Genomic DNA, 16,306 nt, shown 5'->3' with positions numbered 1-16,306 from the left:
TCCAAGGAGAGCACGATGACGACACTGAAGATCGACGGCCAGCGGCTGTGGGAATCGCTGATGGCGCTGGCGCGCATCGGCGCGACGCCCAAGGGCGGCAACGCGCGGCTGGCGCTGACCGCACTGGACGGGCAGGGGCGCGACCTGGTGACCGGCTGGATGCGCGAGGCCGGCCTGACGGTGACGGTGGACAAGGTCGGCAATATCTTCGGCCGGCGCGCCGGCCGCAACGACGCGCTGCCGCCGGTGATGACCGGCAGCCATATCGACACGCAGCCGACCGGCGGCAAGTTCGACGGCTGCTTCGGCGTGCTGGCCGGGCTGGAGGTGGTGCGTACCCTCAACGATCGCGGCATCCAGACCGAGGCGCCGATCGAGGTCGCGATCTGGACCAACGAGGAAGGCACGCGCTTCGTGCCGGTGATGATGGGCTCGGGCGTGTTCGCCGGCATCTTCCCGTTGAAGACCGCGCTGGACGCCACCGATCGCGACGGCAAGCGCGTCGAGGACGAACTGCGGGCGATCGGCTATGCCGGCACCGCGGAGGTCGGCGGGCGCCAGGTCGGAGCCTATTTCGAGGCCCATATCGAACAGGGCCCGATCCTCGAAGCCGCCGACAACGTGATCGGCGTGGTGACCGGCTCGCTGGGCCTGCGTTGGTACGACGTGACCGTGACCGGCATGGAGGCCCATGCGGGACCCACGCCGATGCCGCTGCGGCGCGATGCGCTGTATGGCGCCACCTTCCTGATGCAGGAGGTGGTGCGCATCGCCAACGATTTCGCGCCGCATGGTCGCGGCACCGTCGGCGTGGTCAATGCCCATCCGGCCTCGCGCAACGTGATTCCCGGCGCCGTGACCTTCACCGTGGACCTGCGCCACGAGGACGCGGCGCGCCTCGCCGAGATGGACGCACGCTTTCGCGCGGCCTGCGCCGCGCTGGCCGCCGGTACCACCACCGGCACGCCGCTGGAGGTCGATGTGCGCGACGTGCAGTATTTCGCGCCGACGCCGTTCGACCCGGAGCTGATCGCCCACGTGCGCAATGAAGCGCAGGCGCGCGGCTACCGGCATCAGGACATCGTCACCGGCGCCGGCCACGACGCGGTCTACATGGCCGGCGTCGCGCCCACCGCGATGATCTTCGTGCCCTGCAAGGACGGCATCAGCCATAACGAGATCGAGGACGCCAAGCCCGAGCATCTTGAAGCCGGCGCCAACGTGCTGCTCGGCGCGATGGTGGCGCGGGCCGGCACGTGAACGCCGCCCTGGGCCGCGACAGCGGCTGGTGGCGCGGGGGCCTGCTGTTCCTGTGCGTGGTGATGCTGTTCGCCACGGTCGACGCGACCGCCAAGCATCTGGTGGGGCGCTATCCGGCGCCCTTCCTCAATGCGGTGCGTTATGCCGCCACCTGCACCGTCGCCATCGCGATGCTGGCGAACGCGGGCCGGCTGCGCTTCTGGCGCACGCCCCATCGCGGCCTGCTGGTGTTGCGCGGGCTGATGCTGGCAGTCATGGGCACCTGCTTCATGACCGCGCTGTTGTGGATGCCGCTGGCCGAAGCCACCGCGATCTATTTCATGGCGCCGCTGGTCGTGGTGGCGCTGTCGCCGTGGCTGCTGGCCGAGCGCGTCGGGGCGCGCCAGTGGCTGGCGGTGGCAACGGGATTCGCCGGCATGCTGTTGATCGTGCGCCCCGGCGGCCAGTTGTCGTGGATCGGCACGGCGCTGATGGTGGCGGCCATGCTCGGCTACGCGCTGCTGCAGCTGCTGACCCGGCGCATGGCCGGCAAGGTCGATGGAACCGTGCAGTACGGCTTCGCGGCGGTCATCTGCATGATCGCCACCGGCCTGCCGGCGCCGTTCTTCCTGCCGGTGGTGTGGCCGGATCTGGTCGACTGGCTGACGATCCTCGCGATGGGCTTCATGAGCGCGCTGGCGCAGGTGCTGCTGATCCTGGCCCTGCAGCGGGCGCCGGCTTCGACGCTGGCGCCGCTGAACTACTGCCATCTGCTGCTGGCGCTGGTCTACAGCGCATGGTGGTTCGGCCGCTGGCCGGATGCGCTGGCGATGGGCGGCATCGCGCTGATCGTCGGCGCCGGGCTGTCGCTGACGCTGCCCGGACGCGCGGCATCAGCGGTTTCTTCTTCTACCCTGGATTCGAGGCAACCCTCGCGAGTGAGCTTCACGACTTGGTCTATTGGCGCCAACGCGCGCAGTCGATCGTCCCGAGCCTGCGCGGACAGGCCTATATCGACGGCAAATGGACCGACGCGGCCGACGGCGCCACCTTCGACAGCATCGATCCGGCCACCGGCACCGTGCTGGCGAAGGTGGCCGCCTGCGGCGAGGCCGACGTGGATCGCGCCGTCGCCGCCGCGCGCAGGGCATTCGAGCAGGGCGTGTGGGCGGCCATGCCGCGCCGCGAGCGCAAGGCCACGCTGCTGCGGCTGGCGGCGCTGATCGAGCAGCATCGCGAGGAACTGGCACTGCTCGAAACGCTGGACATGGGCAAGCCGATCGCCGACACGCTGCTGTACGACATCCCCGAGTCGGCGCGCACCTACGCGTGGTACGCCGAGGCGATCGACAAGATCTACGACGAGATCGCGCCGACCGATGCCAACGTGCTGGCGACCATCACGCGCGAACCGCTGGGCGTGGTGGCGGCCGTGGTGCCGTGGAACTATCCGCTGCTGATGGCGAGCTGGAAGGTCGCCCCCGCGCTGGCGGTCGGCAACAGCGTGGTGCTCAAGCCGGCGGAGCAGTCGCCCTTGAGCGCGCTGCGCCTGGCCGCGCTCGCCGAGGAGGCCGGCATTCCGGCCGGCGTGTTCAACGTCGTGCCGGGGATCGGCGCGCAGGCGGGGCAGGCGCTGGGCCGGCATTCCGACGTGGACTGCATCGCCTTCACCGGCTCGACCGCGACCGGCAAACGCTTTCTGGAATATGCGGGGCAGTCGAACCTGAAGCGGGTCTGGCTCGAATGCGGCGGCAAGTCACCGCATATCGTGTTCGACGATTGCCCCGACCTGGACCGCGCCGCGCAGGCCGCGGCGATCGGCATCTTCAACAACCAGGGGGAGATCTGCATCGCGGGCTCGCGGCTGTACGTGCAGCGCGGCATCTACGACGCCTTCATGGCCAAGCTCGAGGCCTGCGCCGCCAACATGCAGCCCGGCGATCCGCTCGATCCGGCCTCCGCGATGGGCGCGATCGTCGACGCGCGCCAGCTCGACCGCGTGATGTCCTATGTGGCAGCCGGCCAGCGCGAAGGCGCGCGGCTGCGGCTCGGTGGCCAGCGTGTCCGGGCCGACAGCGGCGGCTACTTCCTGCAGCCGACCATCTTCGAATGTCCCGCGCAATCGCTGTCGATCGTGCGCGAGGAAATCTTCGGGCCGGTGCTGGCCGTGACCGTGTTCGATACCGAGGAGGAAGCACTGCGCATGGCCAACGACTCACCCTATGGTCTCGGCTCGGGCCTGTGGACCGCGAACCTGGCGCGCGCGCATCGCGTGTCCCGGCAGCTGCGGGCGGGGCTGGTATGGGTCAACTGCTATATGGACGGGGACATCACGGTACCGTTCGGCGGCGTCAAGCAGTCGGGCTCCGGCCGCGACAAGTCGCTGCATGCGCTGGACAAGTACACCGACCTGAAGACGACCTGGATCAGCCTGGCGTAGTGCTCGTCCGCGCCGCCGCGCGGTCCACGGCGCCCGGGGCACAGGGCGGCGGACCCGGGCGCGGTTCCTGTCCAACCGGTTCCGGCTGCGGCCCCGGTTCCGGTTCCGCGCCGCCGTTCGTCAATGTCAGAGGAACAATGTCCCCCCCTCTGACCCCATGCGCTCCCTTCTTGTCCGGCTGCACCGCTGGTTCGGCCTTGCCGCCGCCATCTTCCTGTTCATCTCCGGCGTGACCGGCGCCATCATCTCGTGGGATCACGAACTCGATGAATGGCTCAATCCCGAGCTGTTCCACGCGCGTACCGAAGGCACCCCGATGCCGGCGCTGGAGCTGGCGCGCCACGTCGAGCAGGCCGATCCGCGGCTGCGCATCAGCTATACGCCGCTGGAGCGCGAGCCCGGCCATGCGCTGACGATGTTCGTCGAAGGACGGATCGATCCGGCCACCGGCAAGCCCTTCGACCTGGGCTTCAACCAGATCGCGGTCGACCCGGTCACCGGCGAGATCCAGGCGCGCCGGATGTGGGGCGCGGTCTCGCTGTCGCGCGAGAACCTGCTGCCCTTCCTCTACAAGCTGCACTACACGATGCATATCCCCGACGGCTGGGGCATCGAGCTGGGCAAATGGTTCATGGGGCTGATCGCGATGGCGTGGGCGCTGGACTGCCTGATCGCGCTGTGGCTGTCGTTTCCGCGCCGTGCCGCATGGCGCAAGTCCTTCGCCTTCCGCTGGCGCAAGGGCGGCTATGCGCTGAACTTCGACCTGCATCGCTCGGGCGCGGTCTGGGTGTGGGGCCTGCTGTTGCTGCTGGCCGTGACGTCGATCTCGATGAATCTGGAGACGCAGGTGATGCGGCCGCTGGTGGCCAAGCTGTCGCCGCTGAGCCCCAACGAATTCGACATGCGCACGCCGCGCCCGCTGGACCGGCCGCACGAACCGGCGGTCACGCGCGAGCAGGTCCTCGCCGCGGCCCGCGCGGAAGGCGCGCGCCGCGGCTGGACCGAACCGGCCGGCGGCATCTTCTACTCGTCGCCATACGGCCTCTATGGCGTGGGCTTCTTCGAGGCCGGCAACGACCATGGCGACGGGGGCCTGGGCAACAACTGGCTGTACTTCGATGGCAAGACGCTGGCGCCCGCGGGCGGCAGCCTTCCCGGCACCGGCAGCGCCGGCGATCTGTTCCTGCAGGCGCAATTCCCGCTGCATTCCGGCCGCATTCTCGGCCTGCCCGGGCGGGTACTGATTTCGCTGATGGGACTGGTGGTGGCCATGCTGTGCGTGACGGGCGTGGTGATCTGGGCCCGCAAGCGGGCGGGCCGGCGTGTGGCGGCGGACATGCGGCAAGTGCGTTCGATTCCTGCCGCGGAGCAGGGAGCGTAAGTCGGCGGGGATGCGGCAAGTGCGATCGATTCCCCGGCGGAGCAAGGGGCGTAAGCGGGGGGACGCGGCAACGCGATCGATTGCCACCGTGCAGTAGGGTGCGTAATCCGGGAGGGGCGGTTTCAGCGCGGCGCCGCGGCGGCCCGTCGCCGGGCGCGCGCCGCCAGCCCGCCGCCGAGCGACCAGCGCAGCGTCGGCGCCAGCACGCGCATGCCGGCCAGCGACAGCGGGCGCCGCAGCGCGCTGACGCTCGCCCCGGCCAGCCCCAGTTCGCGCCGCACCCATTCCGGCAGCAGTGCGATGCCGGCATCGGCCATGATCCGTACCGCCGGCACCAGCAGCGGGTTGGCCACCGGCATCTGCATCACCAGCCGCACCACTTCATGGGTGCGCTCGGTGACCAGCAATTGCGGACGCATCCTGTCCAGATATGCCGCGATCCGGTCGCGCGAGCGCGGCACCTCGGTCGCCCCGAGCAGCTCGGCCACCAGGGCCACCTCGTCGTAATAGCGATCCTGCTCGGCGTGGGACAGCGGGCCGACATAGCGGAGGTAGGCGGCGAGAAAGCTCGAGACCTCGGCGACATGGACCCAGGTCAGCAGCGCGGGATCGCTGGCGGCATAAGGCCGGCCGTCGGGCGCGGTGCCGTTCACGGCGGCGTGGATGCGGCGCACCCGTTCGATCAGCCGCATCGCGTCGGCGCGGCTGCCATAGGTGGTGCCGGCGATGAACTGCGCGGTGCGGCCCAGGCGCCCCTGCATATCGGTACGGAAGCTGGAGTGGTCCCAGACCCCGGCCAGCGCGAGCGGGTGCATGGTCTGCATCAGCAGCGCGCTGACGCCGCCGGCCAGCATCGCCGGAAAGTCGCCATGCACGCGCCAGCAGACCGCGTCGGGCCCGAACAGGCCCGGGTCGCCCGGGGGATTGTCGTAGTCCAGCGTCAGGCCGGAGTTGCTGCGGGTCAGCGCGCGCACATGCGCGCCGGCCTGTTCCCGCACGCGCCGGACCACGCTGCCAGGACGCGTTGCCGCGGCATTCAGCCCCTGTCTGCTTCCTTCGCTGCCCTTCATGCCTGCCCGATCTCGTGCCGCCTTCAGTGGATCGGCGCTCCGGGGAGCGCCGCTCTGGCGCCCCTGCTGCGCCGTTCCAGCGCCGTTCCAGCGCCGTTTCAATGCCGCTTCAATGCCGCTTCAATGCTGTTCCGGCGCTGGTTAGACAGCCTAATAGTAACGAAGGTCGGTGGCCTTGCCCCAGAACACGCGGTACGCGTAGATCGTGTAGCCGAGGATGGTCGGCAGCACGATCACCGCGCCGATCAAGATCACGGCCAGCGACTCCGGGGCGCTGGCGGCTTGCCAGATGTCGAGCTGGTCGACCACCAGGTAGGGGAACAGGCTGTAGGCCAGGCCGTTGAAGGCCATCAGGAAGATCACCGCGGTGCCGACGAAGGGCACCCACGCCCAGCGGTCGTTGCCCGCCTTCTGCAACGGTCCCATCCGCCGCAGCAGCCGGTCGATGATCACGAACAGTGCCACCGTGATCAGAGGAATCGGCGCCAGCAGGATGATGTTCGGCAGCGAGAACCACTTGTCGAAGATCCGCTCGCTGACCAGCGGCGTCACCACCGAGATGGCGGCCACGCCGACGCCGGTCAGCCACAGGCTGCGCCGGGCCCAGTAGATGGCGCGCGCCTGCAGGCTGCCGGTGGTCTTCATGATCAGCCAGCTGGCGCCCAGCAGGCAGTAGCCGGCCACCAGGCACAGGCCCACCACCACCGCGAACAGCAGGTCGAGCCAGCCGTATTCGAAGCCGGTGATATAGAGGCCCAGCATCAGGCCCTGCGAGAACGAGGCCAGCAAGGAGCCGCCATAGAAGGCCCAGTTCCACCACGGCTTGTGGTGGGCGCGCGCCTTGACGCGGAAGTCGAAGGCGACGCCGCGCAGGATCAGCCCGGCGAGCATCAGCGCGACCGGCAGGTACAGATTGGTCAGGATCACGCCGTGCGCCATCGGGAAGGCCGTCAGCAGCAGGCCGACGCCGAGCACCAGCCAGGTCTCGTTGGCATCCCAGAAGGGGCCGATCGACGCGATCATCGTGTCCTTGTCGGCGTCGTCGGCGCGCCGCAGCAGCACGCCGACGCCCAGGTCGTAGCCGTCCAGGATCACGTAGATCAGCATCGACAGCCCCATCAGGGCCAGGAAGACCAGCGGCATCCAGCCGGCGGGTTGGGACAGGTCGGTCATTGCGCGCTCCGTGGCTTGCCGCCGATGACGGGTTGAGGGGTCTCGATTTCCGGTTCGTCGATGGCCGGATCGGTGCCGGCGCGGCGGGCCAGATAGAACACCACCGAGATATAGGCGGCAATCAGCAGCACATACAGCGACAGGTACATCAGCAGGGTCGAGGCGACCATCGTCGCCGGCACCTTCGAGGCCGCCTCGGCGGTGGTCAGCACGCCATAGACCAGGTAGGGCTGGCGGCCGATCTCGGTGACATACCAGCCGGCCACCAGCGCGATCCAGCCGGAGAAGGTCATCGCCAGCAGCATGCGGGCCACGCCGCGGGACGGCTCGCCGCGCCGCTTGAATTGCCAGGCCGCCAGCCAGGAGACCAGCAGCATCAGCATGCCGATGCCGACCATGATGCGGAAGGCGAAGAACACCGGCGCCACGGGCGGATGCTTGCCGGGAAAAGCGTCGATGCCCTTGATCTCGCCGTCGAAGGTGTGGGTCAGATAGAACGACGCGAGCTTCGGGATCGAGATCTCCCAGTCGGTGCTCTGCGTCACGGCGTTGGGCCAGCCGAACAGCACCGCCGGGACGCTGGTGCCCGTGGTCCAGATGCCCTCCATGGCCGCGATCTTGGCCGGCTGGTGTTCCAGCGTATTGAGGCCGTGCAGGTCGCCGACGATGATCTGCAGCGGGATCAGCACCGCCGCCACCATCACGCCGGTGCGCATCGTCGAGCGGACCTCCGGCGAGCGGTCGTTGCGCAGCCAGCGATAGGCGGAGATGCCGGCCAGCAGGAAGGACACCGTCAGCCCCGAGGCGATCAGCATATGGGTCAGGCGGAACGGGAACGACGGGTTGAAGATCACCTGCAGCCAGCTGACCACATGGGCCTTGCCGTCGATCATCTCGAAGCCGGCCGGCGTCTGCATCCACGAGTTCAGCGCCAGGATCCAGAACGCCGACAGCGTGGTGCCGCCGGCCACCAGCAGCGTGGCGATCGTATGGGTGCGGTTGCTGACCCGGCGCATGCCGAACAGCATGATGCCGAGGAAGGTCGCCTCCAGGAAGAACGCGGTCAGCACCTCGTACGCCAGCAGCGGCCCGGCGATATTGCCGACGGTCTCCATATAGCCCGGCCAGTTGGTGCCGAACTGGAAGCTCATCGTGATGCCGCTGACCACGCCGAGCGCGAAGGTCAGCGCGAATACCTTGACCCAGAAGCGGTAGGCCGCCATCCAGCGCTCGTCGCCGGTCTTGCCGTAGCGCAGCTTGAAGAACAGCAGCACCCAGCCGAGCGCGATGCTGATGGTGGGGAACAGGATGTGGAAGGTGATATTGGCGGCGAACTGGATCCGCGCCAGCACGATCGGGTCGAGCGACGACAACATGGGGCACTACTCCTTCTTGGTGCGAGCCGACTTGCGCTTGCCTTCGGCGGGTTTGCCGCCAAGGGCCCCGGATAGCTTGTCCTTCACTTCCAGCAGCTTAGTCACGCGGGAACCGAGTCGCATCAATTTTTCCAACGTGGCGACATCCAGCTTCTGCATGTCGCTGAACCAGCCGGTCACCAGCAGGATCAGTTCGTACATCTCCTGCATGCGCCGCTGGGCGTGCTTGTCGTCGGGATCGGACGGCGTTTCGAGCTGAACTTCCCGCAACATCGACAAAGTGGGGTCGATCTCCCGGCGGCGGCGCTCCTCCGCCAGGGTCCGGAAAATGGCCCAGACATCGTCCGGCGCCGAGAAATACTCGCGCCGGTCGCCCGGCTGGTGCGAAAGCCGTACCAGGTTCCACGACTCCAGTTCCTTCAGCCCGATGCTGACGTTGGAGCGGGAGAAGCCCAGCGACTCGGCGATCTCGTCGGCATTGAGCGGGCGCGGCGCGGTGAACAGCAGCGCGTAGATCTGGCCGACGGTACGGTTGATGCCCCAGCGGCTTCCCATTTCGCCGAAATGGAGGACGAAGCGCTGGATCAGGGGCGAGAGTTGCATGTTTGTCTGTTTTGAATTTTCAGGAATTTGTGAAAGTTTAGAACGGAATGGCAAGGCGGGGCAAGCGAGGTGGCCGGTGTGCGACCGCTTGTCGCACGTCGCTGGCACGGCGCTCGCATGGCGCTCGCACGGCGCTCAAGCGTCCCCGCCGGCAGCGCGACCCTGGGCATCGGCCTGACGCTGAAGTGGCAGACCGCCAGTGGCAGACCGGGAGAGGCAGGGCCGAGCGGTGGCCCTCCTCACTGTAGAATGCGATAACGATTCTCGTTTATTGATAGCAGTGTGAGCAGAATGGACCCCCGTCCCAGGATCCTGATTGTCGACGACCACAAGGACATACGTGATCCGTTGTCTACATACATCAGGCGCTTCGATTTCGACGTAGAGGCCGTGGCCGACGGCAAGGCGATGCGCCAGCGGCTGGAAGAGCGCCGCTACAGCCTGATCATCCTGGACATCATGCTGCCCGGCGAAGACGGGCTGTCGCTGTGTCGCTACGTGTCCGAGCATGTGGGAACGCCGGTCATCCTGCTGACCGCGATGACCGAGCAGGCCGACCGGATTGCCGGCCTGGAGATCGGCGCGGCCGACTATGTGGTCAAGCCCTTCGATCCGCGGGAGCTGGTGGCCCGCATCCGCAGCGTGCTGCGCCGCAACCGCGTGCCCGAGGCGCGCGAGCCCGGCGAGGTGCCGGCGCCCCGGGAATACCGCTTCACCTTCTGCGGCTGGACCTTCGATACCAGGACGCGGGCGCTGCGCAATCCGCGCGACGAGGAGGTGCCGCTCAGCACCGCCGAGTTCCATCTGCTGCGGGCGCTGGTCGAGAACGCCAACCGCGTGCTGAGCCGCAGCCAGCTGCTCGACATGACGCAGCGCTCGGGAACGATGACGTTCGACCGCAGCATCGACAGCCAGGTCAGCCGCCTGCGCAAGAAGCTGGAACCCGATCCGCGGCATCCCGGCATGCTGAAGACCGTCCGCGGAGACGGTTATCTGCTCGCGACCAAGGTCTCGGTCCTGCCGTCATGAAATGGTTCCCGCGCAGCCTGTCGGGCCAGCTCGTGGCCCTGTGGCTGCTGGCGATGCTGGCCGCCCACGTCTTCGCCGTGGTCGCGCTGTCGTGGTGGCGCGCGGACAATGCCACGCTCCATCCGTTGTCGGTGCGGACCATCGAGACGCGCATCCTGTCCGCCTACCGGCTGGCCGGCCGATCCGCCGATGCCGATGCCTTGCTCGAAGACATCAGCCTGCCGGACTCGACGTTCCGGCTCGCCACGCACGCGTTGCCGGACCCGTACGGCATGGGCGAGCAGGAGCGCGCGCTGGCGCAGCGGCTGCGCGGCCTGCTCGATGTGGCGGACCAGGTGCCGATCCACGTCCGCCTGCAGCAGGCCGAACCCGAGCGCAGCAGCCAACGCGGCGGCAACTGGCTGGAGCGGGCGTTCAGCCGGACGCATGCGCTGGCGCTGGACGTCGAGGTCCGGTTGCCCAACGGACGCTGGCTGCACAGCCGGCACTGGCCGACGATGGTCCCCGCGCACTGGTCCCGTGTCCTGAGCTTTTCGCTGCTGGTCGGCATGCTGCCGACGGCGATCATCGCGCTGCTGTTCGGGCGCCGCATCATGCGGCCGCTGCGGCTGCTGACCGAGGCGTCGAAGCGCGTCAGCCGCGGCGAGCGCGTCATTCTTCCCGCGCCCGACGGGCTCAGCGGCGTGCGCGAGATCACGCAGGCGTTCAACGACATGCAGGAGAGCCTGACCCGTTTCGTCAACGGGCGGACGCAGATGTTTGCCGCCATCGGCCATGACCTGCGCACCCCGCTGACCTCGCTGCGCATCCGGGCCGAGCTGATCGACGACGCCGAGCTGCGCGACGCGATGGTCAAGACGCTGGACGACATGAGCGTGATGGTCGAAGGGGCGCTGCAGTTCGCGCGCGACGATGCGCTGCAGGAGCCGACCCAGGACGTCAGGCTCGACGAGCTGATCCAGGAGATCGTCGACCAGCAGACCATCCAGGGGGCGCGAGGTCCGCTGCGACACGCGGCCCGACCCGGCGCTGTTCTATCGTTGCCGCCCCGTTCACCTGAAGCGGGGGCTGAGCAACATCATCGACAACGCCGCGCGCTACGGGCAGGTCGGCATCCGTGTCGTGGCCGACAAGGTCCGGCATACGCTGCGCATCGAAGTCGACGACGAGGGTCCGGGGATCGATGCCGAGCATCTGGAGCGGGTATTCGAGCCGTTCACGCGGCTCGACTCCGCGCGTAGCGCCGACACCGGCGGGCTCGGCCTGGGCCTGGCGATCGCCCGTTCCTGCATCCGCGCCCACGGCGGCGACGTCACGCTGCACAACCGGGCGCAGGGCGGCCTGCGGGCCGTCATCGAGCTGCCGAACTAGGCGGCGGAGCGGCAAGCACCGGTGGCCGGACTCGGGCGGGACTGGAGGCCGGAACGGTGGCGGGGACGGTGGCGGGAACGGTGGCGGGAACGCAGGCAGGACCGGCACGGCCACGATTATGGCGAATTGTGTCAACGCATCCCTGTTGCAATAGTTCGCCACAAATCAACAAACGCCGGCAACATCAAATGGTAATCATTCGCATTTTGACGGTTGCTGAATGCCTGCCGTAGCGGCAGCGCCGAAATGCGGTGTTCACCTCTTTGACGGGGAGGGTGCTAGTAGTTTCCAGCGGAGGCTCGGCAGCGTCATGTCCGTTGTCCTTCTCTGGAGTCCTCCGTGCAGCAAAGAAAAATAGCGAACGCCATCCGCCTGCTGGTCTCAGGCGCTTCCGCGGGTCTGGTGATTTCGGTGTCGACGATTCCCCTCGCGGCCCATGCCCAGGTGGCGGCGGACGCGGACACCTCGGCCGGACGCGCGAAGACCGGCGGCAACGTGCTGCCCCGGGTCACGGTCTCCGGCGACGCCATCCAGAACACCAATGACGCGCCGCTCGGCATCTCCCGGCTGCCGGACACGGTCCGCGAAACGCCGAAGACGATCAACGTCGTGCCGCAGGAGGTCATCGAGCAGCAGCACGCCACCTCGCTCGAGCAGATCCTGAAGAACGTGCCGGGCATCACGATCTCGACCGGCGAGGGCAACGGCGGCCAGAACGGCGACCAGTTCCGCATCCGCGGCCTGTCCGCCAAGGGCGACATCTATGTCGACGGCCTGCGGGACTTCGGCGCCTACAAGCGCGATGCGTTCAATACCGAAAGCGTCGAGGTGATCAAGGGACCGTCGGGCGAAAGCTTCGGCGTGGGCAATGTCGGGGGTCTGATCAACCAGACCACCAAGAAGGCGAACCTGCATACCAGCACCAGCATCGATCAGGGCTTCGCCACCGAAGACACCTATCGCACCACGGTCGACAGCAACTTCCGCCTGAACGACACCTCGGCGCTGCGCATCAACGGCATGTTTCAGAACGGCCGGGTGGCGGACCGCAACCACATCGGTGATGACCGCCGCGGCCTGGCGATCGATTTCGGCACGGGCCTGGGCACCAGTACCGAGTGGCACCTGAACTATTCGTACCTGCGCCGCACTGGCGCGCCGGACTTCGGTGTGCCCGTCGCGCAGGGTTCCGACGGCATCTACCGTCCGCTGACGGAGTACGGCGTGCCGGGCATTTCGTCGTCGACCTCGTACGTCCGCAACACCGACCGCGACAGGACCGATGCGCACGTGGTGTCGTCGAACTTCAAGACGAAGCTCGACAACGGCATCACCATCAGCAATGACACGCGCTTCAGCTACTACGAGCGCGATTTCTCGGCGACCAATCCGGCCGGCATCAATGCCGCCAACCTGCAGCGGCTGCTGTCCGGCGGCAACGTCGCGCTGTCGTACGGCGCCGGCGGCGGCATGACGTATCTGCAGCGCGGCTGGGGCGTGCAGAACGTGCTGAGCGCCAAGGGCGAGTTCATGACCGGCAGCCTGCGCCACAAGGCGATGGTCGGCCTCGATACGATCTACCAGCGCGACCATCGCAGCCTGGGCACCTGGACCGGCCGCAACAACAACCAGACGGTCGTCAATCCGGTCTTCGACAACAGCCCGAACGCGACAGTGGCGTACGGCAACACGCGCGATGCCAATGCGACCAATGTCGGCGTGTTCGTCAACGACCGCGTCTGGCTGCACGACAAGTTCTCGCTGCTGGGCAGCCTGCGTTGGGACTACTTCCAGAGCGAATTCTCGACCAGCGCCTCGACGCTGGGCGGCAAGGCCGACTCGAAGAAGCTGAGCCCGTCGATCAGCGCGATCTGGGAGCCGACCAAGGACGCGATGTTCTACACGTCGTTCTCGCGCACCTACCGGCCGGTGGGCACCGATATCGCGGTGGCGGTCGGCGGCGTCGCGTCGGAAGTGCCGCAGAACGGTGTCGGCAACGAGCCCGAGCGTTCGGACACTATCGAGGTGGGCGCCAAGGTCGACTTCCTCGACAAGCGCCTGGGCCTGACCGGCGCGATCTTCCAGACCAAGAAGGCCAATGCCTACACGGTCGATCCGGTGACCGGCGATATCACCAACGGCTTCTCCGACTCGGGCGAAGGCCGCAAGATCCGCGGCGTGGAAGTGGGCCTGAGCGGCCGCATCGTCGGCGGCTGGACCGCCAATGTCGCCTATGCCTACCTGAGCGGCGAGGTGACGTCGGCCACCAATGGCGCGATCGTCGGCAATGCGGCGCCGGGCGTGTCGCGCCACAACGTCACGCTGTGGACCGCCTATGACATCCCGCATACGCTGCTGCCGGTGCCGGGCAAGCTGACCATCGGCGGCGGCCTGCAGTACGCCACCGGTTACTGGGCGGATTCGGCGAACACCGCGAAGATGCCGGACAACTTCTCGCTCGACGCGATGATCGCGTACAAGGTCGGCAAGTACCGGATTTCGCTGAACGGCTACAACCTGACCGACCATCTGAACTACCAGTCCTCGTTCGGCGCCGTGCGCGCGGTGCCGACCTCGCGCAGGACGTTCCTGCTGAACGTCGGCATGACGTTCTAAGCGGAAACGAAAGGGGCCGGCAGTCTGCGGCCCCTTCGGCTTTTGGGAAGCCCTTCTTCGGGGGCCTCTATTGGGCGAGCGCTTTTTTCAGGGAGTGCTGCTGGGAAAGCCCTATCCGGGAAGCCCTATCCGGGAAGCCCTATTCCGGAAGCCCTTTCGGGGGAAGCCGCTAGAATCGGGCTTTCCGCCGCCCGCTGCCTCTTTCCTTCCGCCAACGTTGCCATGCTGGTCCAGATCCCCGATGTCCTGACCCCCCGAAGAAGTCCGGTATTGCCGGGAACGCCTCGCGCGCTCGCAATGGGTCGACGGGCGCGTGACCGCCGGCGATCTCGCGGCGAAGTCCAAGCACAATCTGCAGATTCCGGTCGACAGCGCCGAGGCGCGCGAGCTCGGCGAGCTGGTGCTGACCGCGCTGGGCCGCAACCCCACCTATCATTCGGCCGCGCTGCCGCTGCGCGTCCTGCCGCCGATGTTCAATCGCTACGAGAGCGCGATGACCTTCGGCACCCATGTCGACAACGCGATCCGCACCGTGCCGGGAACGGGCGGCATGCGCATCCGCGCCGATGTCTCCAGCACGCTGTTCCTGTCCGATCCCGACGAGTACGAAGGCGGCGAGCTGGTGATCCGGGATCTCTACGGCTCGCACACCGTCAAGCTGCCGGCCGGGCATCTGGTGGTCTATCCCGCCTCGTCGTTGCACACGGTGACGCCGGTCACCAGGGGCACGCGCTGGGCATCGTTCTTCTGGGCGCAGTCCATGGTCAAGGACGACGGCCAGCGGCGCATGCTGTACGAACTCGATCTCGCCATCATCGAGATCCGCAAGCAATTGGGCGATGACAAGGACGCCGTGCTGGCCCTGGTCAATCACTATCACAACCTGCTGCGGCGCTGGGCCGAGCTGTGACGCGCTGGCAGATTCCCCCGGACACCGTCTCGCTGCGCGACTACGAGCGGCGCTTCCACGAACGGATGGAGCCGGGCGTGCGCGCCTATATCGCGGGCGCCGCGGCGGACGGCATCACGCAGCACGAGAACGCTGCCGCCTTCGAGCGGCTGCGGCTGATGCCGAGGGCGCTGGTCGATATGTCGCAGGCGTCGGCACGGCGTACGCTATTCGGTGAAATTCTGGAATATCCGGTCCTGCTCGCACCGACGGCCTTCCATCGGCTGGTGCATCCGGACGGCGAACTGGCGACGGTTCAGGCGGCCTCGCTGACGCGCACCTGGATGACGGTCGCCACGCAGGCCAGCGTGAGGCTCGAGGAGATTGCGAAGGCGTCGGCGGTGCCGCTGTGGTTCCAGCTGTATGTCCAGCCGCGGCCGCAGGATACGGCCGACCTGGTGCGCCGGGCCGAGCAGGCCGGATACAAGGCGATCGTCGTGACGATCGACGCCGCCGTCAGCGGCGTCCGCAATATCGAGCAGCGCGCGGGCTTCCGCCTGCCGGACGACGTCGCGGCCGTCAATCTCGCGGCGTATCCGCCGGTCACGCCGGTCAGCGCCAGCACCGGCAGCCCGGTGTTCCGCGGCATGCTGAAGCACGCGCCGACATGGCGCGATATCGAGGCGCTGTGTCGACAGACCTCGCTGCCGGTGCTGGTCAAGGGGCTGCTGAATCCGCAGGATGTCGAGCCGGCCTTGAGCGCCGGGGTCGCCGGCATCGTCGTATCCAACCATGGCGGGCGCACGCTGGACACCGTACCGGCCACGATCGACTGCCTGCCGGCCATCGCGGCGCAGGTTGGCGGCAGGGTGCCGATCCTGCTGGATGGCGGCATCCGGCGCGGAACCGATATCGTCAAGGCGATCGCGCTGGGCGCGACCGCGGTGCTGCTCGGGCAGCCGGTACTTCATGCCCTGGCGGTCGGCGGCATGCCGGGCGTCGCGCATATGCTGACGCTGCTGCAGGCCGAGCTGGAGGTCGCGATGGCGCTGACGGGCAAGCCCACGCTGGACGCGATCGATGCGTCCGTGCTGGCGCCGTCGCGATAGTGGCGTGGCC

Annotated in this window: 11 protein-coding genes and 3 pseudogenes; 10 read left to right on the top strand and 4 right to left on the bottom strand. The window is 67.8% G+C overall.

Annotated features, from left to right (window positions below):
• The first annotated feature begins 15 nt into the window (after positions 1-15).
• The 4 genes and pseudogenes from OJJOAM_RS16840 (at position 16) to OJJOAM_RS16825 (ending at position 5,060) form a co-directional block, all read left to right on the top strand.
• Positions 16-1,260, top strand: coding sequence for a Zn-dependent hydrolase (locus OJJOAM_RS16840; protein WP_265634775.1), 1,245 nt, complete (start codon positions 16-18; stop codon positions 1,258-1,260).
• Positions 1,257-2,129, top strand: a pseudogene (locus OJJOAM_RS16835) (DMT family transporter); the annotation flags it as partial. The gene OJJOAM_RS16840 and the pseudogene OJJOAM_RS16835, both read left to right, overlap by 4 nt.
• The gene (locus OJJOAM_RS16830; protein ID WP_422650469.1) at positions 2,036-3,679 is read left to right on the top strand and encodes an aldehyde dehydrogenase; all 1,644 of its coding nucleotides are present in this window, start codon (positions 2,036-2,038) and stop codon (positions 3,677-3,679) included. The pseudogene OJJOAM_RS16835 and the gene OJJOAM_RS16830, both read left to right, overlap by 94 nt.
• A 157-nt stretch (positions 3,680-3,836) precedes the next feature.
• Positions 3,837-5,060: a PepSY-associated TM helix domain-containing protein gene (locus OJJOAM_RS16825; protein WP_422650468.1), complete on the top strand. Its 1,224-nt coding sequence runs from the start codon at positions 3,837-3,839 to the stop codon at positions 5,058-5,060.
• A 122-nt stretch (positions 5,061-5,182) separates the two neighbouring features.
• On the opposite strand, the gene OJJOAM_RS16820 is transcribed toward OJJOAM_RS16825, so the two are convergent.
• From OJJOAM_RS16820 to OJJOAM_RS16805, 4 genes are all read right to left on the bottom strand, one after another.
• The gene (locus OJJOAM_RS16820; RefSeq protein ID WP_422650467.1) at positions 5,183-6,130 is read right to left on the bottom strand and encodes an oxygenase MpaB family protein; all 948 of its coding nucleotides are present in this window, start codon (positions 6,128-6,130) and stop codon (positions 5,183-5,185) included.
• Positions 6,131-6,280: 150 nt separating this feature from the next.
• Entirely contained in the window at positions 6,281-7,303 is a 1,023-nt protein-coding gene (locus OJJOAM_RS16815) for a cytochrome d ubiquinol oxidase subunit II (protein ID WP_422650466.1), read from the bottom strand.
• Positions 7,300-8,679, bottom strand: coding sequence for a cytochrome ubiquinol oxidase subunit I (locus OJJOAM_RS16810; RefSeq protein ID WP_422650465.1), 1,380 nt, complete (start codon positions 8,677-8,679; stop codon positions 7,300-7,302). Before OJJOAM_RS16810 ends, OJJOAM_RS16815 begins: the two co-directional genes overlap by 4 nt.
• A 6-nt stretch (positions 8,680-8,685) precedes the next feature.
• Entirely contained in the window at positions 8,686-9,282 is a 597-nt protein-coding gene (locus tag OJJOAM_RS16805; RefSeq protein ID WP_422650464.1) for a GbsR/MarR family transcriptional regulator, read from the bottom strand.
• Between the two features lie 291 nt (positions 9,283-9,573).
• Between OJJOAM_RS16805 and OJJOAM_RS16800 the strand changes: the two genes are divergently transcribed.
• From OJJOAM_RS16800 to OJJOAM_RS16775, 6 genes and pseudogenes are all read left to right on the top strand, one after another.
• On the top strand, positions 9,574-10,311 hold the full coding sequence (locus OJJOAM_RS16800; RefSeq protein WP_422650463.1) for a response regulator: 738 nt from the start codon (positions 9,574-9,576) through the stop codon (positions 10,309-10,311).
• Positions 10,308-11,168 (top strand): annotated as a pseudogene (locus OJJOAM_RS16795) (HAMP domain-containing protein); the annotation flags it as partial. The gene OJJOAM_RS16800 and the pseudogene OJJOAM_RS16795, both read left to right, overlap by 4 nt.
• A gap of 172 nt (positions 11,169-11,340) precedes the next feature.
• Entirely contained in the window at positions 11,341-11,682 is a 342-nt protein-coding gene (locus OJJOAM_RS16790; protein ID WP_422651075.1) for a sensor histidine kinase, read from the top strand.
• A gap of 411 nt (positions 11,683-12,093) precedes the next feature.
• A complete protein-coding gene (locus OJJOAM_RS16785; protein ID WP_422650462.1) occupies positions 12,094-14,298 on the top strand; it encodes a TonB-dependent receptor in 2,205 nt (734 codons plus the stop codon).
• A 222-nt stretch (positions 14,299-14,520) separates the two neighbouring features.
• Positions 14,521-15,208: pseudogene (locus tag OJJOAM_RS16780) on the top strand (Fe2+-dependent dioxygenase).
• Positions 15,205-16,296 (top strand): alpha-hydroxy acid oxidase, encoded by a 1,092-nt coding sequence (locus OJJOAM_RS16775; RefSeq protein WP_422650461.1) that lies wholly within the window; start codon positions 15,205-15,207, stop codon positions 16,294-16,296. Before OJJOAM_RS16780 ends, OJJOAM_RS16775 begins: the two are co-directional and overlap by 4 nt.
• Positions 16,297-16,306 lie beyond the last annotated feature (10 nt).

Origin of the sequence: Cupriavidus sp. H18C1 (assembly GCF_049311595.1) — a bacterium.
GTDB classification, from domain to species: Bacteria; Pseudomonadota; Gammaproteobacteria; order Burkholderiales; family Burkholderiaceae; genus Cupriavidus; species Cupriavidus cauae.
This window is presented reverse-complemented; position numbering and strand designations above follow the sequence as displayed.

What these genes read in the sequence shown, in the direction of transcription:
- OJJOAM_RS16840 (WP_265634775.1), top strand. Translation starts at nt 16, where the DNA reads ATGACGACACTGAAGATCGACGGCCAGCGGCTGTGGGAATCGCTGATG.
- OJJOAM_RS16830 (WP_422650469.1), top strand. Translation starts at nt 2,036, where the DNA reads ATGGTGGTTCGGCCGCTGGCCGGATGCGCTGGCGATGGGCGGCATCGC.
- OJJOAM_RS16825 (WP_422650468.1), top strand. Translation starts at nt 3,837, where the DNA reads ATGCGCTCCCTTCTTGTCCGGCTGCACCGCTGGTTCGGCCTTGCCGCC.
- OJJOAM_RS16820 (WP_422650467.1), bottom strand. Translation starts at nt 6,130, where the DNA reads ATGAAGGGCAGCGAAGGAAGCAGACAGGGGCTGAATGCCGCGGCAACG.
- OJJOAM_RS16815 (WP_422650466.1), bottom strand. Translation starts at nt 7,303, where the DNA reads ATGACCGACCTGTCCCAACCCGCCGGCTGGATGCCGCTGGTCTTCCTG.
- OJJOAM_RS16810 (WP_422650465.1), bottom strand. Translation starts at nt 8,679, where the DNA reads ATGTTGTCGTCGCTCGACCCGATCGTGCTGGCGCGGATCCAGTTCGCC.
- OJJOAM_RS16805 (WP_422650464.1), bottom strand. Translation starts at nt 9,282, where the DNA reads ATGCAACTCTCGCCCCTGATCCAGCGCTTCGTCCTCCATTTCGGCGAA.
- OJJOAM_RS16800 (WP_422650463.1), top strand. Translation starts at nt 9,574, where the DNA reads ATGGACCCCCGTCCCAGGATCCTGATTGTCGACGACCACAAGGACATA.